Origin of the sequence: Bradyrhizobium sp. ISRA430 (assembly GCF_029909975.1) — a bacterium.
GTDB lineage: Bacteria > Pseudomonadota > Alphaproteobacteria > Rhizobiales > Xanthobacteraceae > Bradyrhizobium.
Genome location: NZ_CP094516.1, coordinates 5,195,492 through 5,211,686, shown reverse-complemented (window position 1 = coordinate 5,211,686; position 16,195 = coordinate 5,195,492). Strand labels below are relative to the sequence as shown.

Here is a 16,195-nt window from a genome sequence, read left to right as displayed (position 1 = left end):
AAACAGAAAAGGGATCAGCGTCAAAGCTCCGAGCGCCAGCCAGCGTACCCTGTCGTGCCGAAGGGCTGGGTAGGTCAATCTAAGCCATAATCGCTCGGTCGAGCGCTGCCGTCCCGGCGTCAGCCCGTCAAGGCTCGCGCTCCGCGCGACCGGCTCCGCCGGCTTACGGCCTTGACCGGCTGCTGACGAGCCGGTTCTCGGCTGCCAAGCGATCATGGCTTGCCGTGTGCGAGAGCATCCGCACCAGCGTCGAAACGAGCAACCTAGATCGACGGGGGAATGACAATTGCTGATCAACTTAGCCGCCACAGGGTATCGAAAGCGTTGCAACAGCAGCGCATTGCCAAGAATGACAAGTTGCGCCGGATACTCGCAATGTTTGCCGCGTTGTTGGAATTTGCTGGTGTTTCCTGCCCGAACCGACCGCGCACCTTGCGCGTTTTTATCCTGCCCTAAGCGGCTGGACTCTGTCGCAGTACCCCAGAGTAACGTGGCGTAGACATCGGCCGTTCAGTGAAGTGGCCAGGCTTGCCACAGTGGCGCCATGGCTCACCCTCACAAATCGCAGCGACGGCGTCCGCCGGACAGCGTACCAATTGACGATCTCTACGACTATGTGCGGGCGCCCGCGCGTCCTGACCGCGCTTCGGTGACATGGGCGGTGACGGACGACTGGCCGAAGGACGTGCCGGTGACCGAAACCGAGATTGATGTCTTCGAAGCCTGGTTCGGTGATCTGTTCGACGAGTTGTTTGGGAAAGGCTGAGGGGACATCACCATGGCTGCAACGGTTCGGGCGGCGCTCTACTTGCGGGTCTCAACAGGACGGCAGGCCGACAGCGATCTCTCCATCCCGGATCAGCGCCGCCAGGCGAAGGGCTATTGCGCATCGCGTGGGTGGGAGATTGTCGCCGACTATGTCGAGCCGGGCGCGTCCGCGACCGACGATCGGCGGCCGGAGTTCCAGCGCATGATTGACGCGGCGACGATCAAGCCGCCGGCATTCGATGTGATCCTCGTCCACAGCTTCAGCCGCTTCTTCCGCGACCAATTCCAGCTTGAGTTTTATGTCCGCCGGCTTGCCAAGAACGGTGTGCGTCTGGTGTCGATCACCCAGGAGCTCGGCGACGACCCGATGAGCAACATGATCCGCCAGATCATGGCGCTGTTCGACGAATACCAGTCCAAGGAGAACGCCAAGCATACGCTGCGGGCGATGAAGGAGAACGCGCGCCAGGGCTTCTGGAACGGCGCGCTGCCGCCGATCGGCTACCGCGTCGTCGAAGCCGCCGAGCAGCGCGGCCACCGCACCAAGAAGACACTGGAGATCGATCCGATCCAGGCCGAGACCGTGCGGCTGATCTATCGCCTGGCGCGCGAAGGAAACGGCTCATCCGGATCGATGGGCGTCAAATCGATTGCCAAGCATCTGAACGAGTCTGGCATTCGAACGCGCGATGGTGGACGCTGGGGCGTCGATGCCGTGCACAAGGTACTGACGCGAACGACGTATATCGGCCGCCACCGCTTCAACACCAAATTTTGGAAAACCCGCGAGCGCAAACCGGACACTGAAGTGGTCGAGATGGCGGTACCGCCGATCATCGAGGTCGCAGAGTTCGAGGCTGTGCAGACGCTGCTCAAGGCACGTAGCCCCGCAAGGAACGCGCCGCGTGTCGTCAGCGGACCGACCCTCCTTACCGGCATCTGCTTCTGCGCCACCTGCGGCGGGGCGATGACACTGAGGACCGGGAAGAGTGGGCGGTACAGGTACTACACGTGCTCGACCAAGGCGCGGCAGGGCGAGACTGGCTGCACGGGCCGTACCGTTCCGATGGAGAAGCTCGACAGCGCGGTGGCCGAGCATATCGAGCAACGCCTATTGCAACCCAAGCGTCTCGAGGAAGTCCTATCGGCCGTCCTTCATCGCCGGAAGGAGCGCGCCGAGCGCCGAACGACGCATATCGCCGAATTGCGCAAGCGTGCGACTGAGGCAGAAGCCAAACTCAAGCGGCTGTACGACGCCATTGAAAATGGGATCGCTGACGTGTCGGACCCGATGCTCAAGGAGCGCGTGACCGAGTTGAAGTCCATCCGCGACCAGGCCCGCGCCGACGCAGAGCGGGCCGAGGGCGCGCTCGATCGAGCCGGACCAAGCATCACACCGCAGACGCTGAAGACCTTCGCCGGCCAGGCCCGCAGGCGGATGCGGACCGGGGCGGGCGGCTACCGCCGCGACCACCTCCGAGCGCTGGCCCAACGGGTGGAAGTCGACGCGAAAGAGGTTCGCATCATGGGATCGAAAAGCGTGCTCCTGCGCACGCTCGTCGCCGCTTCCGGCGTAAAATCGGCAGGTTTTGGAGTGCCCAGTTTTGTACCGAACTGGCGCACCCGACACGATTCGAACGTGTGACCTTTGCCTTCGGAGGGCAACGCTCTATCCAGCTGAGCTACGGGTGCAGTGACCGCTCATTTAGCCGATTGGCGAGGGGCGGGCAACCGCTTCTCGCTGCCTCCATCTAGGCCGATTTGCGCGGCGGGAGCCGGAACCTCCGGCGTTTTGCGGTCGAGCCTGACGAACTCGGCCCAAGACTCGTTCGGGCGGCCCCCGAGCAGCCGGTCGGGGCCGCCATCGCTCTCACCGGGGATGTGGCTTGCGACGCTGAGAGTGACGTGATCACCGGCGTCCTCGCCGCCGTCGGCGATCCTGACCACAGTGGCGACCCGCGGGCCCTGGCGGTTCGACATCCTTAGGCCACCGCTGCCACCGCGACGGCACCCGGACCAAACAGCTTGCGCACCTCAGTCGCCGCCTTCGGTGCGCTGAACAGATAACCCTGCATCTCGGTGCAGCCGAGCATGCGCAGGATCTCGCGCTGCGCCTCGGTCTCGACGCCCTCGGCCACCGTGGTCATGTTGCTGGCAGAGGCGATGTTCACCACTGCCTGCACGATGACGGGCGCCCCGCTCGCGTCCGCGATGTCGGCGACGAAGCAGCGGTCGATCTTGATCTTGTCGAACGGGAAGCGCTTCAGATAGCTCAGCGAGGAATAGCCGGTGCCGAAATCGTCGAGCGCGATGCGCACGCCGATCGAGCGGAGCTGGTGCAGGATCGAGAGCGCCGCCTCGTCGTCGCGGATCAGCACGGCCTCGGTGATCTCGAGTTCGAGCCGGCGCGGGTCTAATCCGGAGGAGGCGAGCGCGCCCGCGATCTTCAGCGCCAGCGTATCGCATTTGAGCTGCACCGGCGAGACGTTGACCGCGAGCCGCACATGGGCAGGCCAGGACGCGGCTTCGGCGCAGGCGGTGCGCAGCACCCAGTCGCCGATCTCGGTGATCAGGCCGGTATCCTCGGCAATCGGAATGAACTCGGCCGGCGAGACCATGCCGCGTTCGGGATGCCGCCAGCGCAGCAGCGCCTCGCAGCCGGAGACCGCGCCGGTGCGCAGATTGACCAGCGGCTGGTAATTGAGCTCGAAGCCGCCGTCGACCATGGCCTGGCGCAGATCCTGCTCCATGGTGAGGCGCGCCTTGGCGCTCGCATCCATGGCGGGCACGAAGAAGCGATATGTGCGGCGCCCTTCCGCCTTGGCGCCGTACATCGCGAGGTCGGCATTCTTGATGAGCTGATCGAGATCGGTGCCGTCCTGCGGCGCAAGCGCGATGCCGATGCTGGCATCGGTCGAGAGCTGGTGGCCGAGGCAATGATAGGGCCGGCGGATCGCCTCGTGGATGCGGGTCACGAACGACACCACGTCGGCGGAGGACTGCACCTTGGTCTGGATCACGGCGAATTCGTCGCCGCCGAGCCGTGCGATCAGATCGCCGTCCTGGAGGCAGGCGCGAATGCGCCCTGCGATTGCCTTCAACAGCTCGTCGCCGACATGGTGGCCGAGCGAATCGTTGATGCCCTTGAACTCGTCGACGTCGATGTAGAGCAGCGCGAATTGCTCGCCGTCGGCGACCTTCTCCAGCTCGCGTTCGATCTGTTCGCGGAACAGCGCGCGGTTGGGCAGGTCGGTCAGCGCATCGTAGTGCGCCATATGCGCGATCTTCTCGTCGGCCTTTCGCTGCTCTGTGATGTCCTCGATGACGTTGATGATGTAGCGCGGCTCGCCCGCCTTGTCGCGGATGCCGATGCGTTTCGAGATGGTGTGACGCTGGCCGTCGGTCCGCGTCTTCCAGGTCTGCTCCTTGAGCAACAGTCGATTGGGCGATCGCAGCAGGGCGTCATCATCGCGGGTGACGATATCGGCGTCCGCTGTCGGCAGGATGTCGGCAGCGGTCTTGCCGACGATAGTGTCGCCCGATTCCCTGAAGATTTCCTCGGCAATCCGGTTGACCAGCAGATATTGCCGTGTGCGGGCGTCCTTCACGGTGATCTGCGAGGGGATGTGGTCGATGATCTCACGCAGGAACGTGTAGTTGCGGTCGCGCTCCTGCTCCAGGTTGCGCCGCTCGGTGATTTCCTCGATGGTGGCGACCCACCCGCCCTGCGCGAGCGGGGTGTTGATGACCTGAAAGGCGCGGCCGTTGGGCAGTTGATGGATCCTCGTCGAGACCGTGCCTTCGGCGACGATCCTCATGACGTCGGCGCAAAACGCCTCGACGTCGCCGTCGAACGCTCCACGCTCCTTGCGATGGTACATCGCTTCATGGATGTGGCAGCCGGGCTTGATGACGTCGGTCGACAGGCCGAACATGTCGGCATAGCGGCGGTTGCAGGTGACGATATATCCGGCGGCATCGTACAGTATCAGCCCTTGCGACATGTTGTTCAGGGCGGTGTCGAGCCGCAGCCGCTCCGCTTCCAGCCGCTCCTGGGCCTCGCGGTTCTGCCGGTTGATCTGGCGAATGATCAGATAGAGGATCAGCGCAATCACCGCCGCCGACACGGTCGCCGTGGTGACCATGAAGCCGGTCTGCTGCCGCCAGTCCGCAAGCGCAGCCGCCGTGGTGTTGGTCGCAACGATGACGAGAGGGAAGTGATTCAGCGACGCCGCCGAGCCCAGCCGCTCCTCGCCATCGACGGGGCTCTTGACGCGAAGCGTGTGCTGACCGCCCTTGGTCAGCACCTCACGCATCAGGGGCGCATTCTTGAAGCTTCTGCCGATCAGCCCCTCGACGTGCGGGTAGCGCGCCAGCATCTTGCCCTCGCGGTCGAACAGCGAGATGGCGGCGCCATCGGCGAGCGCCACCGAGGCGAAATAGCGTTGATAGCTGTCGGGGTCGATCCGGCGGACCATGGCGCCGAAGAAGGTGCCGTCCGGCGCGCTCAGCCGGCGCGCCACGATCGTGGTCCATTTGCCGAGGATGAAGCTGCGCACGGATTCCAGCAGCACCGGCTCGGCAAGCGGATTCGACTTGAAGGTCTGGAAGTAGGCGCGCGAGGAGACGTTGATCTTGGGCAGCTTCTGGGCCCGCGACCAGTTGATCAGCTCGCCGTCGGCGTCGTAGATCGCGATGTCGCCGAGATAGGAGACGGCGCCGACCTTGCTGCGCAGCATCTGGTTCGCGGCAGGTCCGGACATCCGCTCGCGGAACATTTCGGGCGAGGTGATCTCCGGCAGATGCATCTGCCCGATCAGATCGGCCGCGGTGAGGTCGGAGTCTTCGAACTGCTGATCGAAATGGCGCGCGATCAACTTGACGGTGTTTTCCAGCTCGCGCTCGCGATTGGTCAGCGTACGCTCGCGAAATTCGCCGACCGCCATGGCGGTCACGGCGAAGATGCCGGCCACGAGCAATGCGCCGGACAGAGTCAGCCACAGCACCGGGCCGCGCCGCATGGCAGCGTCCCAGCCGGCCTTTGCGGCCCGGAACATCGCGGTTGCCATTCTGGAAAAAACTTGGCGCATTCCCCCTCCCTGAGGGAACACGAATACACCGCACAAATGGCCCAAACCTTAGGAAAGCCGGTTACCCAAGGCTTAACCCGGTTGCGCCGCCGCGTTGGCGTGCAGCTCAGCGGGAATTTTATCGCGTTGCCCGCAGGTTGCACGGCGCGTCCGACAAGCGCTGCGTTGCATCATTAATCGCAGCTTAATGCGAGGCGCCCGCGCCCTTGCCGCCGCCGCCCGTGCGCAGCCGCCCCACCACGCCGGTCGGGAAGAAGTAGACGCTCGCAATGAACAGCAGACCAAGCCACAGCAGCCAGCGGTCCGGATGCAGGAGCCCCGGCAGCAGCGGCAGGCCGGCCTCCGTCGCTGCCTTGGAGGCAACGCCCATCAGCGACTGCAGATAGTTCTGGGCGAGGATGAAGATCGTGGCGCCGATGATCGCGCCGTAGATCGTGCCCATGCCGCCGATCACCACCATCAGGAGGATGTCCAGCATGATCGAGAAGCTGAGCGAGGTGTCGGGCCCGGCATAGCGCAGCCAGAGCGCATTCAGAATGCCGGCGCTGGCGGCGACCAAGGCGGCCAGGCAATTGGCGTAGGTGAGATGGAAGACGGTGCGGAAGCCGAGCGCCTCGGCGCGGAAGCGGTTTTCGCGGATCGCCTGCAGCACGCGCCCGAACGGCGAGTTCACCACCCGCAACAGGCCGAGGATCATCAGCGCCGAGACGGCGAAGACGAGATAGTAGGTCAGGGTGCGGCCGTTGATCTCGAAGCCCAGGAGATTTTTGGAGATCAGCACCGTGCCGGGCCGAAGCAGTTCGGGCAGTTGAAAGCTGCGGCCATCCTCGCCCCCGGTCAGCCAGGAGAGCTGCGAGGCCAGCACCTGGAAGGCGGAGGCGACCGCCAGCGTGATCATGGCAAAGAAGATCGCCGCCACCCGCAGCGAGAACAAGCCGATGGCGAGCGCGAGCAGCGCCGCGAGCGGCAGGCCGACGGCGATGCCGGTTGCGACCGCGGCCCAATTCGGGCCGATCGCGTACAGCGCGATCGCGATCGCGTAGCTGCCGATGCCGTAGAACATGGTATGAGCGAACGACACCGAGCCGGTATAGCCGAGCAGGAGGTCGTAGGAGGCAACGAGCGCGGCGAAGACGCAGATCTTGGCCGCGACGTTCAGCGCCTTGGCGCCGGGAAACAGGAAGGGCGTCGCCGCCAGCGCCAGGATGATGACGACGAGAATGAGGGTGAGCACGCGGCTCTTCGGCGGATCGCCTGACAAAATCATCATCGGCTGGTCACCGCATAGAGGCCGCGCGGCTGCCACATCAGGATGGCGACCATCAGCAGGATGTTGGAGACGAGAGCGAGCTTCGGCACCAGGAAGCCGCCGTAATTGGCGACCATCGCCACCAGGATCGCGCCGATGAAGCAGCCGCCGATCGATCCCAGGCCGCCGATGATGACGACGATGAAGATCAACACGGTGAGGTCGTCGCTCATGGAGGCATGGACCTGCTCGCGATACAGCGCCCACATCACCCCGCCGAGGCCGGCAAGCGCCGATCCCGTCATGAACACGCCGAGGAACAGGCGGCGGATGCGGTAGCCGAGCGCCTCGACCATCTCGCGATTTTCGACGCCGGCGCGAATCAGGAGGCCGAGCTTGGTGCGGTTGAGCACGAGCTGGATCGCGATGAAGACAATGAGGCCGATCAGCGTGGCGAGCACGCGGTACTTCGCGATCGCGACGTCGCCGATGACGAACGAGCCGCGCAGCGAGGCCGGCAGCGGCAGCGGGATGATCTGCGGCCCCCACAGCGCATAGAGCGTCTGCTCTGCGACGATCAGGCCACCCGTCGTCATCAGGATCTGCTTCAGGTGCTGGCCGTAGACGGGCAGGATCAGCACGCGTTCGACGATCAGGCCGAGCGCACCGGAGACGGCCATCGAGAGCAGCGCCGCCGGTGCCACTACGGCGAGGTTCATCCAGAGCGAGTCGGCCTGCATGGAGGCCGCGAAGGGCGCCAGCACCAGCGTCGCGATATAGGCGCCGACCGCGATGAAGGCGCCGTGGCCGAAGTTGAGCACGTCCATCAGCCCGAACACCAGCGTCAGGCCTGACGCCATGATGAAGATCATCATGCCCATGGCGAGGCTCGCAGCCGTTAGCGTCAGCCAGGAGCTGGTCGAGCCGATGAATGGGATCACCGCCAGCGCCAGTGCGATCGGCAACAGGATCGGCGCGAGATCGCGCTTCGGCTTCGGCAGCGGGTCGGTTGCGGCAAGTTCGGTCACTGATGCGCCTCCAGGCTCAGGCCGAGCAGCCGCTCCTGCAGCGGCACGTCGGCGGCCAGCACCGCCATCTCGCCGCGGTGCACGATGGTGCCGTTGTCCATGACCAGCACGCTGTCGCCGAGCTCGCAGGCGGCGAAGAAATTCTGTTCCACGAGGAGAATGGTGGCGCCCTTGCGCTTGATCTCCTTCAGGCACTCGATCAGCGCCATGACGATGGCGGGCGCCAGCCCCTTGGTCGGCTCGTCGATCAGGAGCAGCTTGCGCGGCTCGATGATGGCGCGCGCGATCGACAGCATCTGCTTCTGTCCGCCGGAGAGGCCGCCGGCGCGCGACAGCCAGAACCGGCGCAGCGCCGGGAAGAAGCCGAAGATCCAGTCGAGCTGGCTGTCGTCGAGCGGCGCGTCGCGTGCCGCCAGCACGAGATTTTCTTTCACGGTGAGATCGGAGAACACCGCCATGCTCTCCGGCACGTAGCCGACGCCGCGCCGCGCGATATCGGGCGTGGCGCAGCCCTCGATGCGCTCGCCGGCCAGCACGATCTGGCCGCTGGAAGCCTGCCACAGGCCCATGATGGTGCGCAGCGTCGTGGTCTTGCCGGCGCCGTTGCGGCCGAGCAGCATGGTGGTCTGCCCCTGCGGGACCGCAAGATCGATGCCCTGGAGGATGTGATAGCGGCCGATATGGGTGTGCACGCCGGACAGCGTCAGAAGGTCGGTCATGGGGCGCTTCCTGACGTCGCGTTCTTGGGGGGAACGCCGAGATAGGCTTCCTGCACGATCGGCGAGGCGATCACCTCGGCCGGCGGGCCGTCGGCGACGAGCTGGCCGTTATGCAGCACGATGATGCGGTCGGACAGCGAGCGCACCACGTCCATCTTGTGCTCGACCAAGAGGATGATCTTGCTCTTGTCCTCTTTGAGCTGCGCGATCAGGTTGAGGACGACCGGCACCTCGTCGATGCTCATGCCGGCGGTCGGTTCGTCGAACATGAAGACCTTCGGCCCCAGCGCGATCATCAGCGCGACTTCGAGCTTGCGCTGGTCGCCATGCGATAGCGCGGTCGCCGGCACGCCGCGCCGGTTGCCGAGCGCAACCTGGTCGAGGATGGCGTCGGCGCGCGCGATCAGGTCGCGCCGCACCATCCAGGGCCGCAGCAGGTCGTAATGGGCGCCGCTCGCCGCCTGCACCGCGAGGCGGACGTTCTCTTCCACCGTCAGGTTCGGGAAGAGGTTGGTGAGCTGGAAGGCGCGCCCGAGGCCTGCACGGGTGCGTAAGGGTGCGGAATGCGCGGTGATGTCGGTGCCGTCGAACAGGATGCTGCCGCTTGAGGCGCGGAGCTGGCCCGAGATCAGGTTGAAATAGGTGGTCTTGCCGGCGCCGTTCGGCCCGACGATGGCGGTGAGCTCGCCCGGGCGAAACGTGCAGCTCACATTGTTGACTGCGACATGGCCGCCGAAGCGAATGGTGAGATCGCGGGTCTCTAGCGTCAGGGCCATTTGGGAAGCTCTTGGCATTCTCGAAGCCTCCTCTCCCCGCGCACGCGGGGAGAGGAGAGGGCATCTCACCGCTTGTTGCGGACGGGAACGTTCATGTCCTCGATCTTCAGCTCGCGCACCGGCTCGAGCACGGCCCAGGCGACGTTCGGATCGACCTTGACCTTGAAGTGATACATGCTCTGGAGTGCCTGATGGTCTTCTTTCCGGAACACCATCTTGCCCTTGGGCGTGTCGAACTCCAGGCCTTCCATCGCGGTGATCAGCTTCTCGGTGTCGGTCGACTTCGCCTTGGTGACGGCGGCGACGACGGACATCGCTGCCGCGAAGCCGCCCGCGGTGAAGAAGTCCGGCGGCGCGTTGAAGCGCTTCTGGTGCTCGGCGACCAGCCAGTCGTTCACCGGGTTCTTCGGGATGTCATAGTAGTAATAGGTCGCGCCTTCCATGCCGGGCAGGCCTTTGTAGGCCGCCAGCGCCGGCAGGATGTTGCCGCCGGTGGAGAGCTCGATGCCGTAGCGCTTCGGATCCATGTCCTGGAGCTTTGCCAGCGGATTGCCGGCGCCGGCCCAGATCACCCAGATCACCTTGCGGCCGGGCTTGTCCTTCAGCGCATCGAACAGGCGCTGGCCGACGGCGGTGAAGTCGGTGGTGTTGGTCGGCGCATATTCTTCCGCAGCGAGCGTTGCGCCGGTCTTGGCGAGCGCCTCCTTGAAGGCGGCGACGCCGTCGCGGCCGAAGGCGTAGTCCTGCGCCAGCGTCGCAACGGTGACGCCCTGCTTGCCGATCGCGACCGCGTTGGAGATCGCGTCCTGCGAGGAGTTACGCGCGGTGCGGAAGATGTAGCGATTCCACTTCTCGCCGGTAATCTGGTCCGCGACCGCCGGTTCGACGATCAAAATCTTCTTGTTCTCCTCGGCGACTGGGAGAATGGCGAGCGCCGCGGCCGACGAGGTCGTGCCGATCGCAATGTCGGCCTTGTCGTCCTGATAGGCCTCGGCGAGCGCCGCCTTCGAGAGGTCCGGCTTGCCCTGGTCGTCCTTGGTGATGATGACGATCTTGCGCCCGTCGAGCGTCATCGTGCCCCTGGTGGCGTATTCAAAGCCCATCTGCAGGCCGGTCTCGGTCTGCTTGGCATAGGCCTCGAGCGGACCGGTCTTGCCATAGATCAGCGCGACCTTGAGGTCGTCCGCGCGCGCGGACGTGGCCGCGGTAAGGCTGAGAATGGTTGTTGTTATGATAAATGACAAACGCAAGACGATCCCTCCTGATCAATTTTGTTGGGCAACAGCGATTTGCACAGCCTGACGAACATTGCAATTCAACCTTCCGGCCGAGGCCGTGCCTGCGAAGCGTGCATCATCTTAACCCTGCCGCACCGCGCGTTGCACGCTCCCATCGGATGCGGCTTCCTCGATCCGGCGCCGATCTGATTGCGCCTCTTCGGCGCTCTCGAAGATGTGCGGCGCGACGCCGCGCTTCTCCAGCGCTTCGCCGAGCTTGATCCGCAGGAAGCCGGAGGTGGTGTAGCGCGACACGCCCGAATAGAAGCGGTCGGTGAGGCTGCGCACCATGGCGGAATAATCGTCGAGCAGCTCGGGCAGGATCGAAAAGTTGTCATAGTTGACGATGGCGTAGACCCGGCGGCGGAGGGGGGCGAGCCTGGCCTCGACGATCGCCGCTATCGCGTCGATCTCGGCCTTGCTGCGCAGCGGAAAGCGCTCCAGGTTGACGAAGAACAGGTTCTGCTGCTCGTCCAGCGTGAAGCGCTGGTCGAGCGGGATGGTGAGCAGTCGCTCGCGCAGCTCCATGGGATCGTCACGGAAGATGCGTGCGTCCATCAGCACGGGATCGCGCGGAATCAGCGGCTTGAAGTCCATCAGGCGCAGAATGTCGCGCTCGATGTCGACGCCGGGCGCGACTTCCGTGAGCTCGAGCCCGTCTGGCCGGAGCAGGAAGACGCAGCGCTCGGTGACATAGAGGACCCGCTGCCCTCGCGCGGCGGCCACGGCGCCGCTGAAGGTGACGTGCTCGACCGCCTCGACGAATTTGCGTGACGCGGCCTCCTGGGTGATCGACAGCTTGCCGTCGTTGACCGCAACGCGCTGCCTGCCCGCACCGAAGGTGCCGACGAAGACGACCTCCTTGGCGTTCTGGCTGATGTTGACGAAGCCGCCGGCGCCGGCGAGCTTCGGCCCGAACTTGCTGACATTGAGATTGCCGGCGCGGTCGACCTGGGCGAGCCCGAGGAAGGCGGCATCCAGCCCGCCGCCGTCATAGAAGTCGAACTGGTAGGGCTGGTCGATCACGGCCTGCGTGTTGATCGCCGCGCCGAAATCGATGCCGCTTGCGGGAATGCCACCGATCACGCCGGGCTCGGCCGTCAGCGTGATCAGGTCGATGATCCGCTCTTCATTGGCAATCGAGGCGATCCCCTCGGGCATGCCGATGCCCAGATTGACCACGCTGTTGGCTTTCAGCTCGAAGGCAGCGCGGCGCGCGATGATCTTGCGTTCGCTCATCGGCATCACCGGCAGCGAAGCGGCGCGGACCCGGATCTCGCTGCTGAAGGCCGGATTGTATTGCGTGCCAAAGGTCTGCCAATGATGTTCCGGCTTGGCCACGACGACGCAGTCGACGAGGATGCCGGGGATCTTGACCTGGCGGGGATTGAGGCTGCCGCTCTCGGCGACCCGTTCGACCTGGGCGATGACGATGCCGCCGGAATTATGCGCCGCCATCGCGATGGCGAGCGCCTCGAGCGTCAGCGCTTCCTTTTCCATGGTGAGATTGCCGTCGGGATCGCCGGTGGTGGCGCGGATGATCCCGACATTGATCGGGAAGGTTTTGTAAAGCAGGCACTCTTCGCCGCGAAGCGTGATCAGCTCCACCATCTCCTCGGTCGTGCGCGCATTCAGCTTGCCGCCGCCGTGCCGGGGGTCGACGAACGTGCCCATGCCGACGCGGGTAATGTGTCCGGGGCGGTGCGCGGCGATGTCACGGAACAGGTGCGTGATCACGCCCTGCGGTAGGTTGTAGGCCTCGATCTGGTTGGCGATCGCGAGCTGCTGGAGTTTTGGTGCAAGACCCCAGTGCCCGCCGATCACGCGTCGAACCAGCCCTTCATGCGCAAAATGATTGAGGCCGCGATGCTTGCCGTCGCCTTGGCCTGCGGCATAGACCAGCGTCAAATTGCGCGGCTTGCCTTGCGTGTAGGGCGCGTCACCTTCGTTCGAGAGATACAGCTCCTCCAGCGCCAGCGCGATCTCCTCGGCAAAGCCGATGCCGACGAAGCCGCCGGTTGCAACCGTGTCACCGTCACGGATGAGCATCACGGCTTCCGCCGCGGTGACGACTTTGCCCTTCTCGGCGTTGCGCAAATAGGGCAAGGCAGGATGCTGGCTCACGGCATTCCCTCCCATGTCTGTTGCGGACCGCATGCCCGTTCTTCTGGCTTTGCTTTGATGGTAGCGCGTGGAGCGGCTGGCGACCAGCCGCTCGCGGCGTCGCAGGTGCCGCGCTCAGCCCGTTCAGGGCTGAGCGATCTTGCGCGTTTCGGTGGCGAAATACACCGAGACGACGGTGATGATGGCCAGCGCGATCATGTAGAGCGAGATCGGCCAGGTCGCCGGGGCGTAAGCCGTCATCAGGCCGGTGGCGATCAGCGGCGACAGCGCGCCGGCAAAGATCGAGGCGAGGTTGTAGCCGAGCGAGACACCGCTATAGCGCACCTTAGTGCCGAACAGCTCGGACAGGAAGCTCGCCTGCGGCCCGTACATCGCGGCGTGACCGACGGCGAGGCCCAGCACGATCGCGATCCAGGCAAGTTGCGGGTTCTTGGTCGACAGCAGCATGAACAGCGGGAACGACATCAACGCCGAGAACACCGCGCCGAAGATGTAGATCGGCCGCCGTCCGACCCGGTCCGACAGAGCGCCGAAAGCCGGAATGGTGAAGGTTTCGATCGCTGCTGCGATCAGGACGCCGTTCAGCATGTCCTGCTTGTTCATGCCGAGCGATTGCGTCGCATAAGCGAGCACGAAGGTCGCGTAGATGTAGAAGAAGCCGTTCTCGGCAAAGCGCGCGCCCATCGCCAGCACGATGTTCTTCGGATACATCCGGATCGCGTCCACGATCGGCATCTTCACTTCCTGCTTGGTGTCCTTGACCTTCTGGAACTCCGGCGATTCAGCGATGGTGAAGCGGATCCAGAGCCCGACCAGCACCAGCGCGATCGAGAACAGGAACGGGATGCGCCAGCCCCAGGCGTAGAGCTGGGCGTCGGTCAGCATCGAGGATACCACCGAGAACACCAGCGTGCCGAGCACGAGGCCGAGCGGCGCGCCGAGCTGCGGCCAGCTTCCATAAAAGCCCTTCTTGTCCTCGGGCGCGTGCTCGACCGCCATCAGCACCGCGCCGCCCCATTCGCCGCCGAGGCCGAAGCCCTGGACCAGCCGGCAGGTGACGAGCAGGACCGCGGCCCAGATGCCGGCGGTCTCATAGGTCGGAAGGAAGCCGATCGCTGCGGTCGCGGCGCCCATGATCAGGAGGGTCAGATAGAGCATGGTCTTGCGGCCGATTTTGTCGCCGTAGTGGCCGAACACCACGCCGCCGAGCGGGCGCGCGACGAAGCCGAGCGCGTAGGTCGCAAACGCCAGCAGCGTGCCGACCATCGCATCGAAGGTTGGAAAGAACAGCTTGTTGAAGATCAGCGCTGCGGCGGTGCCGTAGAGGAAGAAATCGTACCATTCGATCGCCGTGCCGATCAGGCTCGCGGTGGCGACCGTGACGTGCGAAGGATGTCGTGCCTGAAGCTGGTTGACTGTGATCGCTCCACTCATCTTGGGTGCTCCCTGATTTTTGCCAAGCGCGCACTTGCAGCATGCGTCTTTGTGCAGAGCGAAAAGCAAGCTCCGCGCCAGATGCGATGGAGATGAGAAAAGTGGCTGAAAACCCGGCAATTCGCGCGTCGCGCACCGGGAAAGACACGCGGCGCGGCGTGTCCGGAGTCTGAGACTCCTGACAATCTTAGTCTCGAAACTCAGACGGAGGAGGGTCCCGAGGCCAGACCGAACTTGGCGAGCTTCTTGTAGAAGGTCGCGCGCGAGATGCGCAGCATCTTGGCGGCTTCCGAGATCTGGCCGTTCGAGGCAGCGAGCGCCTGTTCGAGCGTGTGCTTCTCGAACTCGGCCTCGGCCTCGGCATAGGGCACCACGATGCCGGCCGGCCGCGCCGGCGCGGCGAGCCTGGTCTCCATGCCGACGGGAAGGATGCGGACGAAATCGTCACCGGTCAGCCGGGCGGAATCGCTGAGGATCAGCGCGCGCTCCAGGATGTTGCGGAGTTCGCGGACGTTGCCCGGCCAATCGTAGTGGGCAAGCGCGGCGAGCGCGCTCGGCGTGATCTTGGCGTTGACGTAATCGCCGGACGCGCTGATGTCCTCGAGCAGCCGCGCGCAAATCTCGGGCAGATCATCGAGGCAGTCGCGTAAGGGCGGCAGGTCGATCGAGAGCACGTTCAGGCGGTAGTAGAGGTCGGCCCGGAACGCGCCTTCGCTGACGCGCTTGTGCAGATCGACATTGGTGGCGGCAACCACGCGGACGTCGACCCTCGATACCTTGTCCGAGCCGAGCGGCTCGATTTCGCGCTCCTGCAACACGCGCAAGAGCTTGGCCTGCAATTGCAGCGGCATCTCGCCGATCTCGTCGAGGAACAGCGTGCCGCCGTCGGCGATGCGGAATTTCCCCTCGCGGCCCTTGCGGTCGGCACCGGTATAAGCACCGGGCGCGGTGCCGAAGAATTCCGATTCGATCAGCGTGTCCGGGATCGCGGCGACGTTGACGCTGACGAACGGCTTCTCGGCGCGGGACGAGGCGTTGTGAATCGCCTGCGCCAGCATCTCCTTGCCCGTTCCCGTTTCGCCGGTGAGAAGCACCGTGACGCTCTGCCGCGCGGCGCGGCCCGCGAGCTCCTTCGCCCGCGTGATCGCGGTTGTCTTGCCGACGAAGTCGGCGAAGGTGAAGCGCGCCGCGCGCGCGTTCGACAATTGCCGGCGCGCCAGCCGCAGGTCGCTCTCGAGCTGGGCGACGCGGGCGAGCAGGGGCTTGAGGCTGTCGAGCTGGTCATACAGCACGAAGCCGATCGCGCCGATCACCGTCCCCCTCTCGTCCTCGATCGGCATGCGCGTGACCACGAGCTGCTCGCCGCCGAGCTCCATGATGTCGAGCAGGATCGGCTCGCCGGTCTCGGCCACCTTGCGCATCAGGCTGTTCGGGATGATCTCCTCGATCGGCCTGCCGATCGCCTCGCTGGTGCGCTTGAGGCCGAGCGCAGCGAGGTATTTCTCGTTGACGTAGACGACCCGCCCGGTGCGATCGATCGCAATCGCGCCCTCGCAGAGCTTTTCCAGCCGCTCGAACAGCGTCTCCATCGCGCGCGCACGGAGATAGGCGGGATCGCTGACGGAAGAGGGGGCAGGCATGGCGTACCTCGGACGAAGTCCACCTGCTTATTACCAAAAGGCGAGTAATTTCAAAGGGTGAAAACGAAGGGAAACGGAGCTGGCCCGCTC

13 protein-coding genes and 1 tRNA gene are annotated in these 16,195 nt (G+C 64.8%); 3 read left to right on the top strand and 11 right to left on the bottom strand.

Annotated elements, in window-relative coordinates; all coding sequences use genetic code 11:
- Window positions 1-279 precede the first annotated feature (279 nt).
- The 3 genes from MTX21_RS24680 to MTX21_RS24670 all read left to right on the top strand — a co-directional run bounded on the left by MTX21_RS24680 (window position 280) and on the right by MTX21_RS24670 (window position 2,413).
- On the top strand, window positions 280-456 hold the full coding sequence (locus MTX21_RS24680) for a hypothetical protein (protein WP_280967277.1): 177 nt from the start codon (window positions 280-282) through the stop codon (window positions 454-456).
- An 88-nt stretch (window positions 457-544) separates the two neighbouring features.
- Window positions 545-766, top strand: coding sequence for a hypothetical protein (locus MTX21_RS24675; RefSeq protein ID WP_280967276.1), 222 nt, complete (start codon window positions 545-547; stop codon window positions 764-766).
- A gap of 12 nt (window positions 767-778) precedes the next feature.
- Window positions 779-2,413, top strand: coding sequence for a recombinase family protein (locus tag MTX21_RS24670; RefSeq protein ID WP_280967275.1), 1,635 nt, complete (start codon window positions 779-781; stop codon window positions 2,411-2,413).
- Here MTX21_RS24670 and MTX21_RS24665 read toward each other — a convergent pair.
- The 11 genes from MTX21_RS24665 to MTX21_RS24615 all read right to left on the bottom strand — a co-directional run bounded on the left by MTX21_RS24665 (window position 2,384) and on the right by MTX21_RS24615 (window position 16,105).
- A tRNA-Arg gene (locus MTX21_RS24665) sits at window positions 2,384-2,460 on the bottom strand. The two genes, MTX21_RS24670 and MTX21_RS24665, sit on opposite strands and share 30 nt — an antisense overlap.
- A gap of 9 nt (window positions 2,461-2,469) precedes the next feature.
- Complete coding sequence (locus MTX21_RS24660; RefSeq protein ID WP_280967274.1) at window positions 2,470-2,748, bottom strand: hypothetical protein; 279 nt, start codon at window positions 2,746-2,748, stop codon at window positions 2,470-2,472.
- Between the two features lie 2 nt (window positions 2,749-2,750).
- Window positions 2,751-5,858: an EAL domain-containing protein gene (locus MTX21_RS24655; protein ID WP_280967273.1), complete on the bottom strand. Its 3,108-nt coding sequence runs from the start codon at window positions 5,856-5,858 to the stop codon at window positions 2,751-2,753.
- Window positions 5,859-6,042: 184 nt separating this feature from the next.
- A complete protein-coding gene (locus MTX21_RS24650; protein ID WP_280967272.1) occupies window positions 6,043-7,128 on the bottom strand; it encodes a branched-chain amino acid ABC transporter permease in 1,086 nt (361 codons plus the stop codon).
- Complete coding sequence (locus MTX21_RS24645; protein WP_280967271.1) at window positions 7,125-8,135, bottom strand: branched-chain amino acid ABC transporter permease; 1,011 nt, start codon at window positions 8,133-8,135, stop codon at window positions 7,125-7,127. The genes MTX21_RS24650 and MTX21_RS24645 overlap by 4 nt, the downstream gene beginning before the upstream one ends.
- Window positions 8,132-8,854, bottom strand: a complete 723-nt coding sequence (locus tag MTX21_RS24640; protein WP_280967270.1) for an ABC transporter ATP-binding protein — start codon at window positions 8,852-8,854, stop codon at window positions 8,132-8,134. The genes MTX21_RS24645 and MTX21_RS24640 overlap by 4 nt, the downstream gene beginning before the upstream one ends.
- Entirely contained in the window at window positions 8,851-9,630 is a 780-nt protein-coding gene (locus tag MTX21_RS24635; protein ID WP_280967269.1) for an ABC transporter ATP-binding protein, read from the bottom strand. Before MTX21_RS24635 ends, MTX21_RS24640 begins: the two co-directional genes overlap by 4 nt.
- A 65-nt stretch (window positions 9,631-9,695) precedes the next feature.
- On the bottom strand, window positions 9,696-10,880 hold the full coding sequence (locus tag MTX21_RS24630; RefSeq protein WP_280967268.1) for a substrate-binding domain-containing protein: 1,185 nt from the start codon (window positions 10,878-10,880) through the stop codon (window positions 9,696-9,698).
- A gap of 108 nt (window positions 10,881-10,988) precedes the next feature.
- Entirely contained in the window at window positions 10,989-13,031 is a 2,043-nt protein-coding gene (locus tag MTX21_RS24625) for an acyl CoA:acetate/3-ketoacid CoA transferase (protein ID WP_280967267.1), read from the bottom strand.
- A 123-nt stretch (window positions 13,032-13,154) separates the two neighbouring features.
- Entirely contained in the window at window positions 13,155-14,465 is a 1,311-nt protein-coding gene (locus tag MTX21_RS24620) for an MFS transporter (protein WP_280967266.1), read from the bottom strand.
- A gap of 200 nt (window positions 14,466-14,665) precedes the next feature.
- Window positions 14,666-16,105 carry a sigma 54-interacting transcriptional regulator gene (locus MTX21_RS24615; RefSeq protein ID WP_280967265.1) on the bottom strand — a complete coding sequence of 480 codons (1,440 nt, stop codon included), beginning with the start codon at window positions 16,103-16,105 and terminating at the stop codon, window positions 14,666-14,668.
- Window positions 16,106-16,195: the final 90 nt, after the last annotated feature.